Here is a 22,368-nt window from a genome sequence, read left to right as displayed (position 1 = left end):
GAACATGACAGAAGTAAATCAAGAACAAGTATTTGAACAAGTGAAAAGTGCTCTAGTAGAGCTGTTTGAAATCGATGAAGCGGATATCCAGCCGGATGCCCACCTGTATCAGGATCTCGATCTCGATAGTATCGACGCGGTAGACCTTGTTGTTCATCTACAAAAAGTCACTGGTAAAAAAATCAAGCCAGAAGAGTTTAAAGCCGTTCGCACCGTGAATGACGTTGTGGAATCCGTGACTGAACTTCTGAAAGGTAACTGATGCGTCAATTGCTGACAGCACTGTCCGCAATTGTTCTGCTCGCCTACCCCTTTGCCGTATATTTCGGTATCGATAAGTTCGGCCTGACGGTTATCGGGGGACTGCTCGTTGCGGTCTTCCTGCTGAGAATTGTTTCAGCAAGTCAGGCTAAACTCAGAGAGCTCAAACAACTTGCATGGATAAGTGGTGTGACCGGATTGGTTCTCACTGCTTTAGGGATCTGGTTTAAACAACATGGTTGGTTAACCTTTTACCCTGTTGTGGTTAACGTTTGTATGTTCACTGTATTTGCTCATAGCCTACAACAACCACAAACCATCATTGAGCGCCTCGCTCGTTTACAAGAGCCAGATCTTCCCGAGAGTGGTGTGCGTTATACACGTAACGTCACTTTGGTATGGTGTGGCTTTTTTGTTTTCAATGGTGCCATTGCTTTTTACACGTGTTTTCAAAGTATCAAAGTATGGACGTTATATAACGGTTTGATCAGCTACTTGCTTGCCGGCGGCCTATTTGCTCTGGAATGGATAGTCAGACAATTTGTGCGAAAGGATACCTAACTGATGAATCACCCCCCAATGAACTTTACCCCACTTAGAACATTGTTAGCTGCAAAGCGGCCAGACAATTATCCTGTGTCTTTTACGGGGAATCACATCAATCATTGGCAACAGTTTTTGCAAGATGTGACTCAGTTAAGTCAAGTGCTCTCGACAAAAACGGGTAACAACATTGCCCTATGTTGCGGCAATAGCTATCAGTTTGCTGTCGGTTTTTTTGCTGTTTGTGCTGCAGGAAAAGCGCTCGCTCTACCGGGAAATTATCAACCAGCCGCATTAAATGAGTTAGCTATCCATTTCGACTTACTGCTTGTCGATAACGAAGTCGAGGTACCCTCAGGCATTAATGCATTGGTCATTCCTCAGCGTACATTTAGTCAGGAAAGCACCGTCCCAGTCATGCTCACTCTGGCTGACATTCGCTTAACGTTATTTACCTCTGGCTCCAGCGGTACTCCAAAAGCCATTGAAAAAACGCTGACACAGCTTGAAAGTGAAATCGACATTCTACAGCGCTTATGGGGAGAGCAGTTAAGTGCGACACAAATAGAAAGTACGGTTTCACACCAGCACATTTATGGGCTGTTATTTCGTGTGCTTTGGCCACTGTGCGCTGCAAGACCATTTGCCGCTTACAACCTTGAGTTCCCTGAACAGGTGATCTCTCACGCAGGCCCTAACACCACACTCATCAGCAGTCCTGCATTACTAAAAAGACTTAATGAAGAGCACCAGTCAACAAAGCTGCGCATGGCATTTTCTTCTGGAGGGCCATTAGCAAATCAAGCGGCCAACCACGCTTGTGAGCTTTTTGGTCAATACCCTATTGAGGTCTATGGCAGTACTGAAACTGGTGGTATCGCTTTTCGACAGCAGCATAGCGCTACCACGCCATGGCAGCTGTTTCCCGGTATTGAAGCGGAACTAAATGAAGAGTCCTGCCTCAAACTAAAATCTCCGCATATCGATGCCAACAATTGGTATCAAACTGCCGACGAATGCATTTTCCATGATAAAGTGCATTTTGAGCTCAAAGGACGCACTGACCGTATTATTAAGGTCGAAGAGAAACGCGTTTCTTTGGTTGAAGTAGAACGACGCGTTGAGCAACTAAGTTGGGTAGAAGAAACCGCCGTGATCCCAATGATGGAAGGCGACCGACTGACTTTAGTTGCAGCAATCGTCCTTAACCAACAGGGAAAACAGCAGTTTGCGCTATCAGGGAAAGGAAAGTTCTGGCTACTTCTGCGTAATGAATTGCGTCAATGGCTTGAGCCAATTGCTGTGCCGCGACGTTTTCGAGTGATCGACGAGATTCCGTTGAACAGTCAAGGAAAACGACAAACCGCAGAAATTGAAGCTCTTTTTCAACAATAAAAATCGACATTTGTATGGCTAAACGAAAACCCACGATCATTTCTACCGAAGTTCACGCTCATCAGGCGTCGCTGACATTCAAAGCAGACGCAGATATCTTGGACTTTTGCGGCCACTTCAGTCACTTTCCTCTGCTTCCGGGGGTAACTCAAATCGACTGGGCGCTGCATTATGCAGTCGAACTTCTTAACACTCCACCCGCTTTCAAAGGGATGGAAGTTATTAAGTTTCAAGAGCCAATCCTCCCAGAGGCTGAAGCACTATTAACATTAAGTTGGGATGACGAGAAACAAAAACTGAGCTTCAAATACACCTCACAACGAAATGGTGATCTTGTTGTTCACTCTTCAGGAAAAATGAAACTGGGTGAAGCCAGTGAGTGAGCACAACCCCTGCTTTCTTATCCCTTGTTATAACCATGGCAGTACCGTGGCTGACGTTGTTGCATCACTCGCTCCTTTTGCATACCCAGTATTACTGATTGATGACGGCAGCAACCTGCAAACCAAGCAGGCACTAGAAGACGTCGCTGAACAACCCCACGTCCATCTGCTGACTCTTGCTGAAAATCAAGGCAAAGGTGGCGCGGTAATGGCAGGCCTTCGTCAGGCGCATCAACTTGGTTATTCACACGCAATCCAAATTGATGCTGATGGACAGCACGATATTGAAGCGCTACCAAAACTGCTCTTCGCTTCACAACAGCAACCTGAACATTTAATTTCTGGTCAACCTATCTACGATGAAAGCGTCCCTAAGTCTCGCTTGTATGGCCGCTATGCCACCCACATTTGGGTATGGATAGAAACCCTTTCCTTTGCTATTAAAGACAGCATGTGTGGCTTTCGTTCTTATCCTCTGGCACAAACTATAGCAGTGCTGGATAAGTACGATATTGGCGCACGTATGGACTTCGATATTGAAATCTTAGTGCGTATGTATTGGGAAGGAACTGACATTGAATTTGTTGAAACGCGGGTGATATATCCTGAAGGCGGCATTTCTCATTTCGATGCGCTCACCGATAACCTAAAGATCAGCTGGATGCATACCCGACTATTTTTTGGGATGCTCCCAAGAATCCCAGCGTTGCTCACTCGAAAATCCAAAACTAACAAGCAACAACACTGGTCTAAACATCAGGAACGAGGCACCATTGTTGGTATCAAACTCATGCTCGCAATTTACAGTGTGCTGGGCAGAAAAGCCTTTAATGTGCTCCTGAAACTGGTGATGCGCTACTACCATCTGACCGGAAAGCAAGCCAGAACCGCCTCCGAACAATTCTTAGCGCAATTACACATCTATGCGGCTGAGCGAGACATCCAACTGACGCAACCACTAGACAGTTATCATCACTTGCTCTCTTTTGGTCACACCATGCTCGACAAACTCGCAGCATGGAAAGGCGATTTCTCTGTTGATAATCTGACCATTCACGGACAGGAACACTTCGAGCAAATTGTGGCTAACCAGCAAGGAGTGGTGCTCTTAGGCTCACACCTTGGGAATATCGAACTTTGTCGAGCATTAGGCAGACGCCATAAACATATCAAGATCAATGCATTAGTGTTTACAGAACACGCAGAACGTTTCAACACTGTAATGAAAGCAGTTAACCCAAATTCCGAATTAAACCTAATACAGGTAAGTTCATTGGGACCAGACACCGCGATCTTGCTACAACAGAAGATTGAACAAGGCGAATGGATTGTCATTGTCGGCGATCGAACATCCACCAGCAAAGAGAGTCGATCAGTCTGGGCAGACTTTCTTGGTAAGCCTGCGCCGTTCCCTCAAGGCCCATTTATGTTAGCCTCTATTCTCAAAGCGCCGGTGTTCCTGTTGTTCGGATTACGTGATGATACTCGCAATGAACCACATTTTAATGTCTATTTTGAGCATTTTAGCGACAAAATAGTCTTGCCACGAAAAGAGCGACAAATTGCATTGAAACGGGTTGTACAACAATACGCTGACCGTCTTGAATTTTACACCTTAAAAGCACCGCTGCAGTGGTACAACTTTTTCAACTTTTGGACTTTAAGTAACCAGCAACATGACGAAGCAAACCCCAAATAGTATTACTTTTGGCGCAGAGCGCCTGACTATAGAAGATGTTGTCGCTATCGCTCAGGGCGCAGAAGCGACAATTAACACCACACCAGAGTACACGGCTAAGATAGACCGAGGTGTTGCCTTCCTTGAGCGCCTTCTGAAAGAAGAAGGCGTCATTTACGGTGTCACTACCGGTTATGGTGACTCCTGCACGGTTGCAATCCCACCAAGCCTTGTTGATGAGCTTCCTTTGCACCTTACCCGTTTCCACGGTTGTGGCCTAGGAGAAGTCCTGACACATGAACAAGCAAGAGCCGTTTTAGCAACACGCTTGTGTTCTTTGGCGCAAGGTGTTTCCGGTGTCACACACGATTTACTCAACCAAATCATTACCTTGATTAACCACGATATTTCACCCCGCATCCCTCAAGAGGGTTCAGTGGGCGCAAGTGGTGATCTTACGCCGCTCTCTTATCTTGCTGCCGCTTTAATCGGTGAGCGTGATGTGATTTATAAAGGTGAGATCCGTCCAACTGCCGAGGTATACGCAGAGCTGGGTATTAAGCCAATCAAACTTAAGCCAAAAGAAGGCTTAGCATTGATGAACGGTACATCAGTGATGACTGCTCTCGCTTGTTTGGCATACAAACGTGCAGAGTATCTTGCTCAGCTTTGTACTAAGATCACCGCGATGGTTTCTGTGGGCATGCATGGTAATGATTTCCACTTTGACGAAGCATTGTTCGCGGTCAAACCGCATCCGGGTCAACAACAAATTGCTGCATGGCTACGAGATGATCTCAAAGCTGACCGTCCACCACGTAACAGTGACCGCTTACAAGATCGTTATTCACTACGCTGTGCGCCGCATGTCATCGGTGTCGTTCAAGACTCTCTGCCATGGCTACGTCAGATGATCGAAAACGAACTGAACAGTGCTAACGACAACCCAATTATCGATGGCGATAATGAACGCGTACTGCATGGTGGTCATTTCTATGGCGGCCACATCGCCATGGCTATGGATACATTGAAAACAGGCATCGCTAACTTAGCTGACCTACTGGACCGTCAAATGGCCCAGTTAATGGACTACAAGTTTAATAATGGCCTACCATTTAACCTCACTGGAGCAGAAGGTGAGCGCAAACCAATTAACCATGGCTTTAAAGCCGTCCAAATTGGCATCTCAGCTTGGACTGCAGAAGCGCTGAAACACACCATGCCTGCAAGCGTATTCTCTCGTTCAACCGAATGTCACAACCAAGATAAAGTCAGCATGGGCACCATTGCAGCACGTGACTGTTTGCGTGTTCTTGAGTTGACTGAGCAGGTTGCGGCCGCTTCACTGCTTGCTGCAACACAAGCACTGGAAATTCGCCGCCACCGAAATGAGCTTGATGAGACTCACATGAGCAGTAACCTCAAAATGATTCGCGATGCAGTATTGAGTGAATTCGATTTCGTTACAGAAGATCGCCCGCTTGAAGCCGACCTGCGCCACTTTATTGGTCGCATTCAGCAAGGTTACTGGCCGCTATATCAGGAGAATTGATGAGCGACATTCAATACCCACTAAATTCTGAGGTGACATTAGTCACCTCATTTCAAGATGCCGACCCCATGGGCGTTGTGTATCATGGCAATTATTTCCGTTTCTTCGAAGAAGCACGCCGCGTATTGATGGACAAAATTGATTACGGCTATCTGGCGATGAATGAATCTGGTTACATGTGGCCGGTGATCGATACTCGAGTCAAATACGTCAAAGCCATTCCGTTTAATCACCAAATCCGTGTGACGGCCACTTTAACCGAATGGGAAAATCGTCTTCGGGTCGATTACATTGTTTTTGATGCGCAGACAGGTCAACGTATGTGTAAAGCGCATACTACACAAGTCGCAGTCTCTATGGCAGACCAAGAAATGTGTTTTGTATCACCCAAAGTATTCACGGATAAAGTTCTACATTGGCACCAAACAGGAGCTTGCCTCTAATGCGTCGATTGCTGCTCTCTTTGCTTTTGTCAGTATCACCAGTGTGCTTGGCTCAGGTCACCGATTTAGCCTCGCTTCAAACTCAGCTTGCCCAACACCAGTTAGTTCGTGGTGACTTCAGTCAGGAACGACATATCGAGATGTTTGAGCAACCACTGACATCTTCAGGCCGGTTTACTCTCGATAAATCAGCTGGGTTATTATGGCAACAAACTGCACCATTTCCGGTCAACCTTACCTTAACCAAAGATAAGCTTCGCCAGACGTTTGCCAACCAACCAGCACAAACCATCACAGCAGAACAAAACCCAATGGCATTTTACTTTAGCCATATATTTTTAGCTGTCTTTCATGGTGACACCAAGGCATTAAGTGAACAGTTTACGCTGGATTTTATTGAAGATAACGGTAAGTGGACACTTACTCTCACACCTAAAAAAGCCCCATTAAATGCGGTATTTCAACACATTACTTTAGTGGGGAAAGACGATATCGATACGCTGACTTTGCAAGAAATTCGAGGCGATCAAACCCAAATCCATTTTACCAACCAAACTCATCAGCCCGAGGTATTAACTGATGCAGAGAAAGCGCAATTCTCTTTCTAAACAATGGATTGGAAGTAAAGCGGTCGCTTTTCTATGGCTTGCGGTTGTACTTAGCTGCAGCGCATTGCTGGTAAAACAGTGGGCGTTTACTGCCCACTCCCCCATTGAAACGGATATTCTAAAGCTGCTGCCAACGGATCAACAAAACCCATTGGCAGAACAAGCATTTAATAAAGTCACGGCGAATATGAGCGATAAGGTGGTGTTTGTTCTCACCGCCTCTGAGCAAGTGAAACTGCATCAAGCTGCGAGCGAGTTTGAGCTTCAATTGTCACAAAGTCAGTATTTCGACAAGGTCACGGGACGTATCTCTGAAGCACAGCAACGTCTTTGGGCAAAATACTATTTCGAGCATCGATTCCAACAACTGACACCAGAGCAACGAACAAGGTTAGCGTCATCACCTCAAGAACAAGTACAACAGGTCATTCAGTCGTTATATAACCCATTTTCAGGTGTGACTGGGCAAGAACTCAAAAATGACCCATTCTTAATTTTTCGCGACTATCTGGCGCATATCAGTGCCACATCATCACAGTTTCAGCTCAAAGATGGTTACTTAACAACAGAGTTTGAAGGAAACACCTACCTGCTGATAACCGCAGAGCTTAAAAATTCTCCATACAGCCTATCTGCCCAGCAAGCCGTACCAATGATCGAGCAGCTTGAAAAACAGTTAGAAAACCAATACCAAGTAAAAACTGCGCATACCGGTGTACTTTTTTATGCCGATTTTGGTACCCGAAGTGCAAAATCAGAAATCAGCACCATCGGGCTGTTTTCTTTGCTTGGCGTGATCTTACTCATCGCCGTCGTCTTCCGCAGCATTACGCCACTCACATTGGCATTGCTTTCTATCTCAGTTGGCTTATTGGTTGCCCTAGCGATCACTACGTGGTTATTTGGCCAAGTTCATTTATTTAGTCTCGTCTTCGGTGCCAGCCTCATTGGGGTTTCAATTGATTATGCGTTCCACTACCTCACTGACCGTCTAGCGGCAGGGAATCAGTGGCACAGCACCAAAGGGCTCAAACATATTCTAGCGGCCATCACATTAGGTTTGGTCACCAGTTTGATAGGTTATTTGGGATTGCTTATTGCCCCATTTCCTGGTCTGCAACAACTGGCGTTGTTTTCTGCGATTGGTTTGACAGCCGCCTACGCGACCGTAGTGGCTTGGTATCCCATTTTGGCAGCCTCACCAGCGAAAGCACGGCCACTTCCGGGGCAAACCTTGTGGCAGCAATGGTTTCAGTTATGGACTCGTCCTTACGTCCGAATCGGGTTGCCTAGTACCATTTTTCTGCTCAGCGTAGCCGCCCTAACTCAGGTTACCTACAATGATGATATTCGCCAGCTTCAGGCGATGCCAAGTGATCTCAAAGCGCAAGAACAGCTGATAAGTAAATTGAGCGGGCTACAGCCTTCCCAACAAATGGTCGTGGTCAGTGCAGAGAACAACGAAACCTTGATGCAAAAGTTAGAACGCTTCGATCAGCAGCTACTAAGTTGGCAGCAAGACCATGTTATTTCAGGTTATCAAAGTTTGAGTCAGTATATTGGTTCAGAGCAGCGTCAGCACCAAGACCATGAGTTGATCAAAACACTGTACAACAACTTTGCGCAGCCGCTTGCCCACTCGCTCAAACTCGCAACCACACCAAAACTTGATGCAGATTATACACCCGTTCACTTGCAGGATTATTTGGAAAATCCCGTCTCTGAAGCTGTGCGATTTTTGTATCTTGGACAGGTTGCTAGCACGGCGGAACCACAACAAGTAGCCGCTGTTGTGCTGTTAAATAAGGTGCAAAATCCTGAGGTAATACGCGGAGTCACAGAACAAAACCCAGATATGGCCTATCTCGATAAAGCAGCAGATATTTCAGTCTTGTTTGGCCAGTATCGCATAAAAATTATGGAGCTATTGGCGATTGCGATTCTAGTGATTGGAGCACTGCTAACTAAGCGCTATGGCTTTAAACACACGATTCGTATTCTATTACCATCATTAATTGCTTGTTGCGTCGGCATTGCTATCACTGTGGTGGTTGGCTCAGCGTTGAATCTGTTTAATTTATTGGCTTTGATCCTCATCATTGGCATCGGCATTGATTACACCTTATTCTTTGCCGAACAAGCTCGAAGCCATAGCACACTACTTGCGATCACACTGTCTGCCATGACAACTTTGCTCTCTTTTGGCTTGCTTGCGTTAAGCCAAACGCATGCTATTCACAGTTTTGGTGTCACGGTGCTGAGTGGTATTTTTATCGCTTGGCTATTATCACCTATCGCAATCGCAGCGCCACAGGAGACAAAATGATCAAACGCACTGCTTTACGTTTTGCTGGCTTAATCGCGCTTGCCTGTTCGCTTACGGCTTGTTCGTTAGTCCCAGATTCCAGCTCGGCAAGTGTACAAATTGCCGCAGACACTTATGTTGAGCTCCCTCAACCAGCCGCTCTCGGTTATCAAGTCACAGCCAGTCAGCTTATTTCCGCCACTTGGCATACAGAGAAAGGCGCAAACACCCAGCAGCTACCTGTGCAACTACAAGTCAAAAATAACCAAGTGGTGCTCGCTGGTTTTTCTTCATGGGGAACCCGGATACTTTCGCTGGATTATCAAAATGAGCAGATCAATACACAAGTGCTCAATGGCTTAGAAGGTTCACTGCCTCAGCCAGAGCAAGTACTGTTCAATCTGATGATCACGCTGTGGCCGCAAAGCACTTGGGAAGCACCGTTAAATAAGGTAAGGTGGTCGATGGTAGACACCAAACAGACACGAACGGTCTACAACCAGCAGGGTAAAAAAGTTATCACTGTACGCTATGGCGCAGACAAACCATTAGACGGCGATATCTTATTTCATAACGAGCTGTTGGATTACTCGATAAAAATCCAGACGCTTAATTATCAAACCCACAATGAACAACCGTAGATAGCCATCATGCTTACACACTCTTTTTCTCCCATTTTTATTCAAGACTGTGGCTTTCATTCTGCAATGGGCAATCAAGCAATGCGTATTCATCAGAGCCTAACGCTTGGTGAAAATGCCCACATGGAGCAGGATGCAGAAATTCTCAACACGGGCACGCCGACCATCATCGGTCGAGTCAAAGAAGCGCTGCCGGAGATCCCAGAGCCACTAGCCGAGTATCGTTCACGTAACAATCAACTCGCACTGTCGGCACTGCTGCAAATTGAAGATTGCATCCGCACGGCCATCGACCAATATGGTTCTGATCGTGTCGCGGTTATCGTTGGCACCAGTACCTCCGGCATTGGTGATGGTGAAATTGCTTTTGACGAAAAGCTCGCATCAGGCGAGTTCCCTTCTGATTACCACTACCGCAAACAAGAGCTAGGCAACTGCAGTGAATTTATCGCAGCCTACTTCGGTTTAACTGGCCCATGCTACGCTATTTCTACCGCCTGTTCCTCAAGCGGTCGGGTATTTATCTCAGCAAAACAGATGCTTGAAGCAGGTCTTGTCGATGCCGTGATCGCCGGTGGAGCGGACACCATTTGCAAGCTAACATTGAATGGCTTCAATGGATTGGAAGCACTTTCTCAAACCCTTTGCCAACCGTTTGGCGCCGATCGCAACGGTATCAATATCGGTGAGTCAGCCGCGTTTATGCTGCTAAGCCGAACACCGTCAGACATTGCTCTACTCGGTGCAGGCGACAGCTCAGATGCTCATCATATTTCCGCGCCGCATCCCGAAGGCAATGGCGCGGAGCAAGCCATGCGCAAAGCACTCACAAGTGCAGGCCTTAAAGCGGAAGATATTGGTTATGTAAATGCACACGGAACAGCAACACCACTCAATGACAGCATGGAGAGCAAAGCGATTTATCGCGTCTTTGGCGATACCGTTCCAGTTAGCTCAACCAAACCATTGACTGGACACACACTAGGTGCTGCCAGTGCAACCGAAGCAGCCATTGCGTGGCACATTCTCAAACATGATTTGCCGCTACCGCAACAGCGCTGCACTAACAAAGCGCCAGACATTGAAATTAACTTGGTTGAAGAAACAACTCATCTCAATCGCAAAGCGATATTGAGTAACTCTTTTGCTTTTGGCGGCAACAATATTAGTCTGATTTTTGGTTACGTTAATGACTGACATTCCTTCAATTGATCAATTACTTCCACACGATAAGCCAATGATTCTGGTTGATCGTGCCATCGACGTCCAAGCAGACACTATCCATTGTCAGGTAGACATTGGCGATCATAATCCCTTTTTTGATCACCAAACTGGCACCATCCCCGCCTACGTGGGTATTGAATTTATGGCTCAGTCAGTTGCCGCTTGGTCGGGTTATCACTCACGCCAGCAAGGCCAAGAGCCTCCTATTGGTTTTTTATTGGGTAGCCGACGTTATAACGCAAACTGTGACGTATTCCAGCAAGGACAAACACTGGATATTTATGCCCAAAAAGTCATGGAAGATAATGGCATGGCCGTTTTTTCAGCCCAACTTGAATATCAGGGCGAGCCAGTCGCATCATGTCAGTTGAATGTGTATGTGCCATCAGAAGAAAAATTAAAAGAAATGAAAATCAGGAGTCAACAATGACCCGTCAGGTCTTAGTTACAGGCGCGAGTAAAGGCATTGGTCGCGCCATTGCTATCCAGCTCGCTCAGGATGGCTTTAACATTGCCGTACATTACATGGGCGATCAAAAAGGCGCTCAAAATACGTTGGACACCATCGTTGAAAACGGTGGTTCCGGTCGTCTGATTCAGTTTGATATCAGCAACCGTGAAGAGTGCCGTGCGAAACTTGAAGCCGATATTGAACAACATGGCGCTTATTATGGCGTGGTGAACAACGCGGGTATCACTCGTGATACCGCTTTTCCAGCCATGACAGAAGAAGAATGGGATGGCGTGATCCATACCAACCTTGATAGTTTCTACAACGTGCTCCACCCATGTGTGATGCCTATGGTACAAAAGCGCAAAGGGGGCCGTATTGTCACGCTGGCTTCCGTCTCAGGCTTAATGGGTAACCGCGGCCAAACCAACTATTCAGCGGCAAAAGCAGGCGTAATTGGTGCTACGAAGTCACTTGCACTGGAGCTGGCGAAAAGAAAAATCACCGTAAACTGCGTTGCACCTGGGTTAATTGACACTGGCATGGTGGACGAGCACGTCAAAGAGCATGCCCTGCCACAAGTACCAATGCGTCGTATGGGCGAACCCGAAGAAGTTGCGGGCTTGGTGAGCTACTTGATGTCAGACATCGCTGCTTACGTCACGCGTCAGGTGATTTCTGTTAATGGAGGCCTAATATGAGCCGTCGAGTTGTTGTTACTGGCATGTCTGGTGTTACTGCATTTGGAAATGATTGGCAGGCGATTGAGCCTAAATTGCGTGCATGTGAAAATGCCACCCAATATATGCCAACCTATGAGCAGTATGATGGCCTCAACACCAAACTCGCCGCTCCGGTCGATCACTTTGAATTACCGAAACACTACAAGCGTAAGCAAGTTCGCGGGATGGGTCGAGTCTCTAAATTGGCAACCGTTGCGACTGAAAATGCGTTGATTCAATCAGGCCTTCTTGGCAATGAAGTACTGACAAACGGTCAAACTGGTATCGCTTACGGCTCTTCAACTGGTAGTACCGATGCGATTGGTGCATTCGGTGTGATGTTGAATGAAAAAACCACCAAAGCCATCACTGCTACAACATACGTGCAGATGATGCCACATACCACAGCGGTTAACGTGGGTCTGTTCTTCGGTTTGAAAGGCCGCGTAATTCCAACCAGCAGCGCCTGTACCTCTGGTAGCCAAGCCATTGGTTACGCCTATGAAGCGATTAAACACGGTTATCAAACCGTTATGGTTGCCGGTGGTGGTGAAGAGCTTTGCCCAACAGAGTCAGCCGTATTCGACACCTTATTCGCGACCAGCTTAAAAAATAACGCACCAAAGACCACACCAAGCCCTTACGACAGTGATCGCGATGGCTTAGTTATTGGTGAAGGTGCGGGCACTTTAGTGCTTGAAGAGTACGAACACGCCAAAGCGCGCGGAGCTAAGATCTACGCTGAAATCATTGGCTTTGCTAGCAATTGCGATGCAGCCCATGTAACGCAACCTCAGATGGAAACCATGCAGATCTGCATGGAAATGGCGTTAAAAGATGCCAACTTAGCGGCAGAAAAAATTGATTATGTTTCTGCTCACGGTACAGCCACTGACCGTGGTGATATTGCAGAAAGTAATGCCACTGCCAATGCGATTGGTAAAGTGCCAATCAGCTCGCTCAAGAGCTATTTTGGTCACACCTTAGGCGCTTGTGGTGCTATCGAAGCTTGGTTAGGTCTTGAGATGATGCACAGTGGTTGGTTTAACCCAACCCTCAACCTCAACAATCTCGACCCACAATGTGGCGAGCTCGACTACATCACCGGCAGTGGTAGAGAAATGGAGGTGGAATACCTGATGAGCAATAACTTTGCTTTCGGTGGCATTAATACCTCCATCATCTTCAAAAAACTATAAGCCTATCGTTTATTAATAATCGCCCAACGCTGTTATGTGTCGGGCGATTACGTTCCCTTCCATTTCCGATACGTGCTGGCTTAAGAAACGCTACTTTTCAGTAAGCAAAGACACACTGGATGCAACGTTGTTCGCCCCTTCGTAAATCTGATTCATGACTTCTGACACTTCAGACATTTTGTTCTTGCCATATTTAGCCGACTCCGACACTTGTTCAACGAGGGTGCAAACCTCTTGAGCGACCAGTTGATTGCTGCTTACCACGTTATTAATGTCATTGGTCGATGTGGACGTCCTTGATGCCAACGCACGAACTTCCTCTGCCACCACAGCAAAACCTCTGCCCTGCTCTCCAGCCCTAGCCGCTTCAATCGCGGCATTCAGTGCTAGCAGATTGGTTTGATCCGCAATTTCTTTGATCACCTGAACAATATCAGTCACATCTTTCGAACGTTGGTTGAGTTCAAAAATCCGGCCAGAGATTTGAACCAGCGTATCTGATAGCTCTTCAGAGATACGGGCACTTTCTTCTAAAGAGGAATTACCTTGTAAGGCAATTTCAGCGGTTTCCACAGATGTAGAATGCGCAATATGCGCGGCATCTGAAATAGCTAATTCATGTTCTACATAGCTCGTAATGTCTGACGCAAATTTAATTATCTTATAAACCTTACCATTATCATCAAAAATAGGGTTGTATGTTGCTTCAATATATATAGCGCGACCATCTGATGCTTTTCTTTTAAAACGGCCAGAACGAAACTGTCCTTCTCCGAGCTCTTCCCAGAACAGCGGATTTTTAGCGTAAAAATCATCAAAGCAAAATAGTCGATGATGTTTATTTTTTACTTCTTCAAGTCGATAGCCCAATACACTTAAAAAATTATCATTTGCGGTAATTACATTGCCATTTACATCAAATTCAATTACGGCCAGAGATTTATCCAGTGCAGAAAAAATATTATTCTTTTGTTGGCTATCAACATATGACTTTGTTATATCAGCCGCTATTTTTACTATTTTTAAAATGTTATTTTTGCTGTCTAAAACTGGAAAGTAGGTTGCTTCAAGCATGATCAGCTCACCATATTTATCAAATCGCTGAAACGTTCCGGTAAAACTCTTTCCTTGATTTAGGGTATGCCAAAAATCTTGATAAGCGGTTGAGTTAACATATTCTTTGTCACAAAAGATCTTATGATGCTGACCTATAACCTCATCTCTTGTATAACCGACACAGCCTAGAAACTTATCGCTTGCCTCAATCACGTAGCCTTTCACATCAAATTCGATGGTAGGTAAATTATTTTTTATGGAGCGATAAAATAATGTATCACTTGGAAGTTCCACTTCTTTTTTATTCTTTTTAAAAAACATAGATCATTCCTATTTTTATTGGCTGATTAATATCATGATGTCCTTCATCACCGTTATCGGCATTTCTATTTAGTTACTTGAGTAAAGTTAAAAAACTATAATGACAAATAATTATTGATAATATTATTTATGTAAATAAAAGTATTTTTATGATGGCATAAAAAATCCCTACTAACTCCGTTAGTAGGGACTATTTTGAATTAAATCTAAAAAGTCATTTAATTAGACTAGTTTATAAAATACCGTTGATAGTGGCGGAATATGAAGTTGTAACGACTGTGCTAATCCTTCACTTTCGATAGGCTCACTTGATACTCGCTGTAACACGTTGTACCCACTACCGTGATAAGCCAAATCATCCGTATTGAGCAGCAATTGATACTCGCCTGCTAATGGCACACCAAGACGGAACTCATCATGCGGTACTGGCGTAAAATTGGTGATCACTAAAATCCGATCACCGTTATCGCTTAATCGTTCATGGGCAAGAACGCTTGCATCCGCCGCATCTTGGAGCCGCCATTCAAAGCCACGAGGTTCACTGTCGAGTTCATACAATGCTTTCTCACTACGATAAAGCTTATTCAGATCACGGGTTAATTTCTGAATCCCCTGATGTCGCTCGAAGTCTAGCAAATACCATTGCAACTGATCATCGTGATCCCATTCACCCGTTTGACCAAATTCTGCACCCATAAAATTCAGCTTCTTACCCGGCTGACCATACATGTAACCATAGTAAGCACGCAAATTGGCTGTTTGCTGCCACTCATCACCCGGCATTTTGCAGTGTAACGCCCCTTTACCATAGACCACTTCATCATGTGATAACGACAACACATAGTTCTCGCTATGTGCGTAAACCATTGGGAATGTGATGGTATTGTGATGGTATTTGCGATGAACTGGGTCTTCTTTAATGTAAGACAGGCTGTCGTGCATCCACCCCATGTTCCATTTAAAGCCAAAGCCAAGCCCACCCATAAATGTTGGGGCAGAAACACCGGGAAACGCCGTGGATTCTTCAGCAATCGTCATCGCATTGGGGAAGAACTTGTAAACTTCCTCATTCATCCACTTCAACGTGGCAATGGCGTCATAGTTTTCATTCCCCCCGTCAACATTGGGAATCCACTGATCATGGCTGCGTGAATAATCGAGATATAGCATCGATGCCACTGCATCGACCCGCAAGCCATCAATATGGAATTGCTCCAACCAGTAAAGCGCATTCGACACCAAGAAACGACGTACGTGCTCCTGTCCAAGATCGTAAATAAAGGAATTCCAGTCCTGATGCCAGCCACGACGAGGATCTGGATCGTGGAACAGAGGAGTGCCATCAAAATTGGCCAAACCGTGATCATCTGATGGGAAGTGGGCAGGAACCCAGTCTAATACCACACCAATATTGGCTTGGTGACAGGCATCGACAAAGTATTTGAAATCATCCGGAGAGCCAAAACGGCTGGTCGGGGCAAACAAACCGACAGGCTGGTATCCCCACGAGCCATAGAACGGGTGCTCCGAAACTGGCATCAACTCCACATGGCTGTATCCCATATCCACCAAGTACGGCACCAATTGATCCGCCAGCTCACGATAATTGAGGAAATCGCCATTGCTGTCTCGGCGCCAAGAGCCAACGTGCAGTTCGTAAAAGGAGAGCGCGTCTTTACGCTTTTCAGTGATAGCACGCTGTTGCCAAGCGTCATCTTGCCATTGATAGCGCGTGTGATCGTAAGTAACAGAAGAGAAAGAAGGGTGCTGCTCTGCATAAAAGCCCCAAGGGTCCGCTTTGTGCGGTAGACCTTCACCATTTGGCCCTTTAAGCTCATATTTGTACTGAGCCCCCTCAGCCAAACCCGGAATAAAGAGTCCCCAAATGCCGTAATCTAACCGCTGCATAGGGAGGCGTCGTCCATCCCAATGGTTAAAATCACCGACTAAACTGCAAGCCGAAGCGTGCGGCGCATAGACTAAAAAACGTGTGCCACTGATTTTTTGGCCGTCTCGTTCTAAGGTGATGAACTGGGCCCCCATGTGGTGATACATGGTTTTTGGAGTATGCAAATCATCATATTCTGCATAAATGGTGTGATATTGATATGGGTCATCAAGAAGCTGCTCTACTCCTTGCCAGTTCACGGCGAGCTGATAGTGAGTAAAGCGCAAATCGCGTGGCTGATTGAGAACAAACCCTGAAGCGTCTTCGCGCACTAGCTCGATACGCTCCTCTCCTTCAATCACCAATGAGACTTTATCCGCTCCGGGCATCCATACCCGTAAAGACACACCACTTTCGTCGATAAATGGGCCTAAAAATGCAAAAGGATCAGCAAACGAAGCGTGTGAAAGTTGGTTATAAGCCTTGGTTTTTTTATCAAGCATGGTGGTTTTCAAGCGATTATCTCCCTAACCTAACTTTCTGACTGTCCCAGTTAATTGGAACCAATATTTATAGCGAAAAGCCCGCAAACAGCGGGCTTCAAATCGCATGAGGTTACTTTACAGTATTCACGCTGCACGTAGAGTGACAGGCTCGATACTTCTCTATGTAACACTTTGTTATTAACGTTGATTACTAACTTTAGCCCGAGCTTTTGTTAACTTTTCTGCGATACGATTAACGCCCTGATGAGCAAAGATTTCATCCAAGTTCATCGACAGTTTGCGACGCCAGTTTGGGTATTCACTAACGGTTCCCGGAATGTTGACCGGTTTATCCATCTCTAACCAATCTTCCAGTTGCACACTCAACAATGTAGAAGCACCACCAGCGACATGCTCTTGCAAAGCCTCAGCCAAATGTGAGTCCATCGGAACATATTGAGCATCTCGGCCGACACCGTCAGGCAAGTATCCGTGCCATGCCACCGAATTGAGAATGCCTTGCTTACTTTCCAAGCGATCGCGAAAGAGTTTTTCTAGTTGCGCTTCATCAGGGTACAAACCTAGCTCACGACCCGTTTTCAGGTCGTCACAATGCCAAAAACCACGGAGAGTTGGCATGTCATGAGTGCATAGTGCCGACATCGATTGCTCTGGATAATGCTTTGGCGAGATGTAGCCACCATCCTCTTTTGATGTTTCAAAGAAAAACACCTTGTAAGAGTGCACACCCGCATCACGAAGAATCTCGACAATTTCATCCGGTACCGTGCCCAAATCTTCTCCGATCACACTGCACTGATGGCGATGGGATTCCAGTGCCAAAATCGCCAGCATGTCTTCAACCGGGTAGTAAATATAAGCGCCTTTTGTAGCGTTCTCCCCTTTCGGTATCCACCACAAACGTAATAAACCTAGAACATGGTCAATACGCAATGCACCGCAATGTTTCATATTGGCTTGCAGGAGTTTGATATACGCATCATAACCTGTCGCTTTTAGCACTTGAGGGTTCAGTGGCGGTAACCCCCAATTTTGACCAAGCGGCCCAAGCACATCGGGCGGAGCACCAATGCTGGCATCCAGAATTAAGTTGCCTTCATCAGCCCAAGTTTCACTGCCCGAGTCTGCGACCCCAACAGCTAAATCTCGGTACAAGCCAACTTTCATGCCTTTTTCTTCTGCTAGCACTTGCGCTTCCTTGATCTGAACATCAGCCACCCATTGTAAATACATGTATAGATGAACCAGATCTTGGTTATTTTGAATGAATTTTTGTACTGCATTGCTACTGAAATGGCGATATTGCTCTGGGAAAACAGGCCAGCCCCACACTGACGAATCTTCTGCGTGCAGCGTCGCATGCAAGGCGTCAAAAGCCGCTTGATGCATTAAACTATCACCACCGACTTCCACAAAATCGAGGAACGCTTTAGCGCGATCAGTATTTTTATCCAAATGGCGCGCTTTAAACTCAGCAAACAGCAACGGCAATACGGCCATTTTTAATGCAGCAACTTCGGTATAGTTGACCCAATGAGCATCACGCGCTTGTTGCAGACGCTGCTGAAACTCTGCGCTGCCAACGGTTTGCTGCGCTTCGGCGCTCAGCGCGAACTCGGGCACAGAGCTTACATCGATGTACAAGATGTTGAGCCAGCGACGCGAGGATGGGCTGTATGGGCTGGCCCCTTCTGGGTTTGCAGGAAAGAGCGAATGAATTGGGTTTAGCCCCACAAAATCACCACCACGAGAGGCAATATCCGCCACCAACTGCTTTAGATCGCCAAAATCGCCAATCCCCCAGTTATGCTGCGTACGTAGGGTGTAAAGCTGAATACTCGGCCCCCACATTTTTTTACCTTGTTCTATCGCCGGTTGTTTAAAACATGCGTTCGGTGTGACAATAAGCGTCATCTGATAAGGCGACTTACGGCGTTTTCGTACCAGCGTTAAAGTGTGATAACCCCAAGGTAGATCACTTGGCAGAGCAAACACTAAAGGGCCACCCTCACTACGCTCATCGGACACAATTTGCGATTGAAGATAGCCTTCCAGTACCTCTCCCTGCTCCGTCTCCAGACGCCAGCTAAAATCACTCTCTCGGGCACTGCTTCCTAAATATAAAGGGACATGAACAGGCTTGCCATCACGCACCACTAATACTGGGTCAATAACATCTTTTTTATGTTTTTTCTCTGCAGATTTAAGCAAAGTTTCATCATTTGTCGTGTCGTAACCTAAAGACGTCAGTAAATGAAGGATCGTGGACTCTTCCACTTTCGCTTCATCTCCCCACGCGCTAACGTAGCTGTCGGCAATTTTTGCCATTTCAGCGACTTGTTTTAATGCATTATCATGTTTCATCGCTCTCTCCGAAGGACGGCTTACACCTTCAAAAATGTAGGGTTTAATTCATTAATAATAGGCAGCCAAGGCACAATGGCCTTGGCTTAATAGGATTGTGATTAACGATGAACAGCTTCCAATTTCCAGATGTTATTCACGTAATCACGGATACTGCGGTCTGAGCTGAATTTACCGACCAATGCGGTATTGAGTATCGCTTTCTTCGCCCAACCTGATTGATCACGGTATTGCTTATCCATATCTTCATGCGCTTGAATGTAGGATGCAAAATCGGCCAACACCAAGTACGGATCACCGCCATCCAACAAGCTTTCGTACGTAGCTCGCAGTTTACCGACTTCACCCGGCGTAAACTCATCCGTCAGTAGCAAATCTAGAGACGCTTTCAACAATGGATCCGCATTGTAATAGTCATACGGGTTGTACCCACTGGCTTTCAGCGCTTCCACTTCATCCACTTCCAAACCGAAGATATAGATGTTGTCGTCACCCACCTCTTCACGGATCTCAACGTTGGCACCATCCATCGTACCGATCGTCAACGCACCATTCAGCGCCATCTTCATGTTACCGGTACCCGAAGCTTCTTTACCCGCAGTCGAAATTTGCTCAGAAACATCCGCCGCTGGAATGATGATTTCAGCCATGCTGACGCGGTAGTCTGGGATAAACACCACTTTAAGCTTATTGCCGATACGCGGGTCGTTATTCACTTTTTCAGCAATCATGTTGATGGCATAAATGATCTCTTTGGCTAAGTGATAACCCGGTGCTGCTTTAGCCGCAAAGAACACCACACGCGGAGCCATATCAAACTCAGGGTCATTCACCAAACGATGGTACAGCGACAAAATGTGGAGCATGTTCAGGTGCTGACGTTTGTATTCATGCAAGCGCTTAATTTGCACATCAAAGATCGCATTGGTATCCAGCTCGATCCCCATATTTTCTTGTACCCAATCGGCTAAACGCTGCTTATTCTCTTTTTTCACAGCCATGAATGACTTCTGGAATGCCGCATCCTCTGCGTATTGAGCAATGGATTCTAATTGGTCTAGATCCGCAGGCCATTCATCACCAATTTTCTCGGAAATCAACGCCGATAAACCCGGGTTACAGAACTTCAACCAACGGCGCGGCGTAATACCATTGGTCACATTGTGTAGACGCGTTGGGTAGAGTTCATGGAATTCAGGGAAGAGATCGCGTTTCACCAGCTCTGAGTGCAATGCGGCAACGCCGTTTACTGCATAAGATCCAACCACACAAAGGTTAGCCATACGCACCATGCGGTGGAAACCATCTTGGATGATAGACAGCTTTTGCTGCTTAGCAACATCCCCCGGCCACTTCGCACGAACCTCTTCCAAGAAGCGGTGGTTGATCTCGTAGATGATTTCCATATGACGAGGCAGTAGGCGCTGGATCAGAGATTCATCCCATGTTTCAAGCGCTTCAGGCAGTAAGGTGTGGTTGGTGTAAGCAAATGTCTGTGAACAGATATGCCATGCATCATCCCAACACAGCGCTTTTTCATCCATCAGAATACGCATTAACTCTGGGATTGCGATGGTTGGATGGGTGTCATTGAGCTGAATTGTTTCGTATTTTGGTAATGAGGCCAACGTATGACCCGTTTCTTCGTGGCGACGAAGAATATCTCGAACCGAGGCTGCACTGTGGAAATACTGTTGCATCAGGCGCAGTGTCTTGCCTTTTTCATGGTTATCATTTGGATACAGCACTTTGGTAATGTTACCTGCATCAATCAGTGCATGCTGCGCTTCAAAATAGTCGCCGTTATTAAAACTGGCGAGAGAGAACGGTGCGATGGCCTGACATTCCCATAAACGTAGTGGATAAACCGTCTCACTTTGGTAACCAACAATTGGCAGATCCCACGGCATTGCTTTTACAGCCATACCCGGAACCCAGCGGCGACGCTCTTTACCGTTGTCTTGATAAACCTCGACATGACCATAGAAACCAATTTCCTGAGCGAGTTCAGGACGTGCCACTTCCCATGGGTACCCTTCAACACCACACCATGCATCTGGCGCTTCTTGTTGGTGCCCTTTCGCAAAAGACTGCTTAAATAGGCCGTATTCATAGTGCAGACCATAGCCAACCGTTGGAAACTCTTGCGCAGCGAGTGAATCCATAAAGCATGCTGCCAGTCGGCCTAAACCACCGTTTCCTAACGAAGGATCGCGCTCTTCTTCAAGCAAATCTGTTAGGTTTTGGCCTAACTCGCTCATAGCCTCGGCGATTTGTTCGTATAACCCCATACTAATCAGGTTATTACCGGTTAGACGGCCAATCAAAAACTCAAGCGAAAGATAGTTCACACTCTTCGCTCTACGGATAGCATCGTCTTGTTCTGTTTGCAGCATATCAAAGGTGGTCAGCTCAGCCAGAGCGCGTCCCATCGCTAAATACCATGCACGGCTAGAGGCTCGCTCTACCGTAGTAGCATAGGTTGCTGAGAGGTGTTTTTTCACGCTTTCTTGGAAAGCAGCTTTATCAAAAGCAGTTTGTTGCGCAGGTTTCATTCCGAAATCTCACTTACATTTTTTTAGTTTTAATCCATCTGTGCCATATCGTGCATGGCGACAGACATCAAAACATCCTCCTACCCCAGAGGAGTATTAGGAGGAGATGTCAGGGCGTAGACGGCGTACAAACAACGGCCAGGTGATCCAACTCTCATTAACCACGACACGCAGCCAAATCCATAGTGATTAAGATCACAACGCCAACTCAAATAAAACTAGTCGTTAATGAAGACCGAGCATGGAGAGTCTCTGATTGAATTGATAAGAATG

Annotated in this window: 18 protein-coding genes; 14 read left to right on the top strand and 4 right to left on the bottom strand. The window is 46.2% G+C overall.

Annotation, left to right across the window (positions count from 1 at the left end; translation table 11 throughout):
• Positions 1–4 precede the first annotated feature (4 nt).
• The 14 genes from ACQEXU_RS19335 to ACQEXU_RS19270 are packed head-to-tail and all read left to right on the top strand — an operon-like array spanning position 5 to position 13,405.
• Positions 5–262, top strand: coding sequence for an acyl carrier protein (locus ACQEXU_RS19335; protein ID WP_367990425.1), 258 nt, complete (start codon positions 5–7; stop codon positions 260–262).
• Positions 262–822 (top strand): septation protein IspZ, encoded by a 561-nt coding sequence (locus tag ACQEXU_RS19330; RefSeq protein WP_427011971.1) that lies wholly within the window; start codon positions 262–264, stop codon positions 820–822. Before ACQEXU_RS19335 ends, ACQEXU_RS19330 begins: the two co-directional genes overlap by 1 nt.
• Positions 823–825: 3 nt before the next feature.
• On the top strand, positions 826–2,199 hold the full coding sequence (locus ACQEXU_RS19325) for an AMP-binding protein (protein ID WP_427011970.1): 1,374 nt from the start codon (positions 826–828) through the stop codon (positions 2,197–2,199).
• Between the two features lie 14 nt (positions 2,200–2,213).
• Complete coding sequence (locus ACQEXU_RS19320) at positions 2,214–2,582, top strand: 3-hydroxyacyl-ACP dehydratase (protein WP_367990428.1); 369 nt, start codon at positions 2,214–2,216, stop codon at positions 2,580–2,582.
• Positions 2,575–4,281 (top strand): glycosyltransferase family 2 protein, encoded by a 1,707-nt coding sequence (locus tag ACQEXU_RS19315; RefSeq protein ID WP_427011969.1) that lies wholly within the window; start codon positions 2,575–2,577, stop codon positions 4,279–4,281. Before ACQEXU_RS19320 ends, ACQEXU_RS19315 begins: the two co-directional genes overlap by 8 nt.
• Complete coding sequence (locus tag ACQEXU_RS19310; RefSeq protein ID WP_427011968.1) at positions 4,259–5,812, top strand: HAL/PAL/TAL family ammonia-lyase; 1,554 nt, start codon at positions 4,259–4,261, stop codon at positions 5,810–5,812. Before ACQEXU_RS19315 ends, ACQEXU_RS19310 begins: the two co-directional genes overlap by 23 nt.
• Positions 5,812–6,255, top strand: a complete 444-nt coding sequence (locus ACQEXU_RS19305) for an acyl-CoA thioesterase (protein ID WP_427011967.1) — start codon at positions 5,812–5,814, stop codon at positions 6,253–6,255. Before ACQEXU_RS19310 ends, ACQEXU_RS19305 begins: the two co-directional genes overlap by 1 nt.
• Entirely contained in the window at positions 6,255–6,863 is a 609-nt protein-coding gene (locus ACQEXU_RS19300) for an outer membrane lipoprotein carrier protein LolA (protein WP_427011966.1), read from the top strand. The genes ACQEXU_RS19305 and ACQEXU_RS19300 overlap by 1 nt, the downstream gene beginning before the upstream one ends.
• The gene (locus ACQEXU_RS19295; RefSeq protein ID WP_427011965.1) at positions 6,835–9,189 is read left to right on the top strand and encodes an MMPL family transporter; all 2,355 of its coding nucleotides are present in this window, start codon (positions 6,835–6,837) and stop codon (positions 9,187–9,189) included. The genes ACQEXU_RS19300 and ACQEXU_RS19295 overlap by 29 nt, the downstream gene beginning before the upstream one ends.
• A complete protein-coding gene (locus ACQEXU_RS19290) occupies positions 9,186–9,809 on the top strand; it encodes a DUF3261 domain-containing protein (protein WP_427011964.1) in 624 nt (207 codons plus the stop codon). The genes ACQEXU_RS19295 and ACQEXU_RS19290 overlap by 4 nt, the downstream gene beginning before the upstream one ends.
• 9 nt (positions 9,810–9,818) lie before the next feature.
• The gene (locus ACQEXU_RS19285) at positions 9,819–11,006 is read left to right on the top strand and encodes a beta-ketoacyl-[acyl-carrier-protein] synthase family protein (protein WP_427011963.1); all 1,188 of its coding nucleotides are present in this window, start codon (positions 9,819–9,821) and stop codon (positions 11,004–11,006) included.
• Positions 10,999–11,463, top strand: a complete 465-nt coding sequence (locus tag ACQEXU_RS19280) for a hotdog family protein (RefSeq protein ID WP_367990436.1) — start codon at positions 10,999–11,001, stop codon at positions 11,461–11,463. Before ACQEXU_RS19285 ends, ACQEXU_RS19280 begins: the two co-directional genes overlap by 8 nt.
• Positions 11,460–12,185: a 3-ketoacyl-ACP reductase FabG2 gene (locus ACQEXU_RS19275; protein ID WP_427011962.1), complete on the top strand. Its 726-nt coding sequence runs from the start codon at positions 11,460–11,462 to the stop codon at positions 12,183–12,185. The genes ACQEXU_RS19280 and ACQEXU_RS19275 overlap by 4 nt, the downstream gene beginning before the upstream one ends.
• Positions 12,182–13,405, top strand: a complete 1,224-nt coding sequence (locus ACQEXU_RS19270) for a beta-ketoacyl-ACP synthase (RefSeq protein WP_367990438.1) — start codon at positions 12,182–12,184, stop codon at positions 13,403–13,405. The genes ACQEXU_RS19275 and ACQEXU_RS19270 overlap by 4 nt, the downstream gene beginning before the upstream one ends.
• Positions 13,406–13,495: 90 nt before the next feature.
• Here ACQEXU_RS19270 and ACQEXU_RS19265 read toward each other — a convergent pair whose 3' ends face one another.
• The 4 genes from ACQEXU_RS19265 to ACQEXU_RS19250 all read right to left on the bottom strand — a co-directional run bounded on the left by ACQEXU_RS19265 (position 13,496) and on the right by ACQEXU_RS19250 (position 22,095).
• Positions 13,496–14,782 (bottom strand): methyl-accepting chemotaxis protein, encoded by a 1,287-nt coding sequence (locus tag ACQEXU_RS19265; RefSeq protein ID WP_427011961.1) that lies wholly within the window; start codon positions 14,780–14,782, stop codon positions 13,496–13,498.
• Positions 14,783–15,004: 222 nt separating this feature from the next.
• On the bottom strand, positions 15,005–17,173 hold the full coding sequence (glgB, locus tag ACQEXU_RS19260) for a 1,4-alpha-glucan branching protein GlgB (RefSeq protein WP_427011988.1): 2,169 nt from the start codon (positions 17,171–17,173) through the stop codon (positions 15,005–15,007).
• 180 nt (positions 17,174–17,353) lie between these two features.
• Complete coding sequence (gene malQ / locus ACQEXU_RS19255) at positions 17,354–19,540, bottom strand: 4-alpha-glucanotransferase (protein WP_427011960.1); 2,187 nt, start codon at positions 19,538–19,540, stop codon at positions 17,354–17,356.
• 101 nt (positions 19,541–19,641) lie between these two features.
• Positions 19,642–22,095, bottom strand: a complete 2,454-nt coding sequence (locus tag ACQEXU_RS19250; protein WP_427011959.1) for a glycogen/starch/alpha-glucan phosphorylase — start codon at positions 22,093–22,095, stop codon at positions 19,642–19,644.
• Positions 22,096–22,368 lie beyond the last annotated feature (273 nt).

Source organism: Vibrio sp. TRT 21S02, from assembly GCF_050113675.1.
Taxonomy (GTDB): Bacteria; Pseudomonadota; Gammaproteobacteria; order Enterobacterales; family Vibrionaceae; genus Vibrio.
This window is presented reverse-complemented; position numbering and strand designations above follow the sequence as displayed.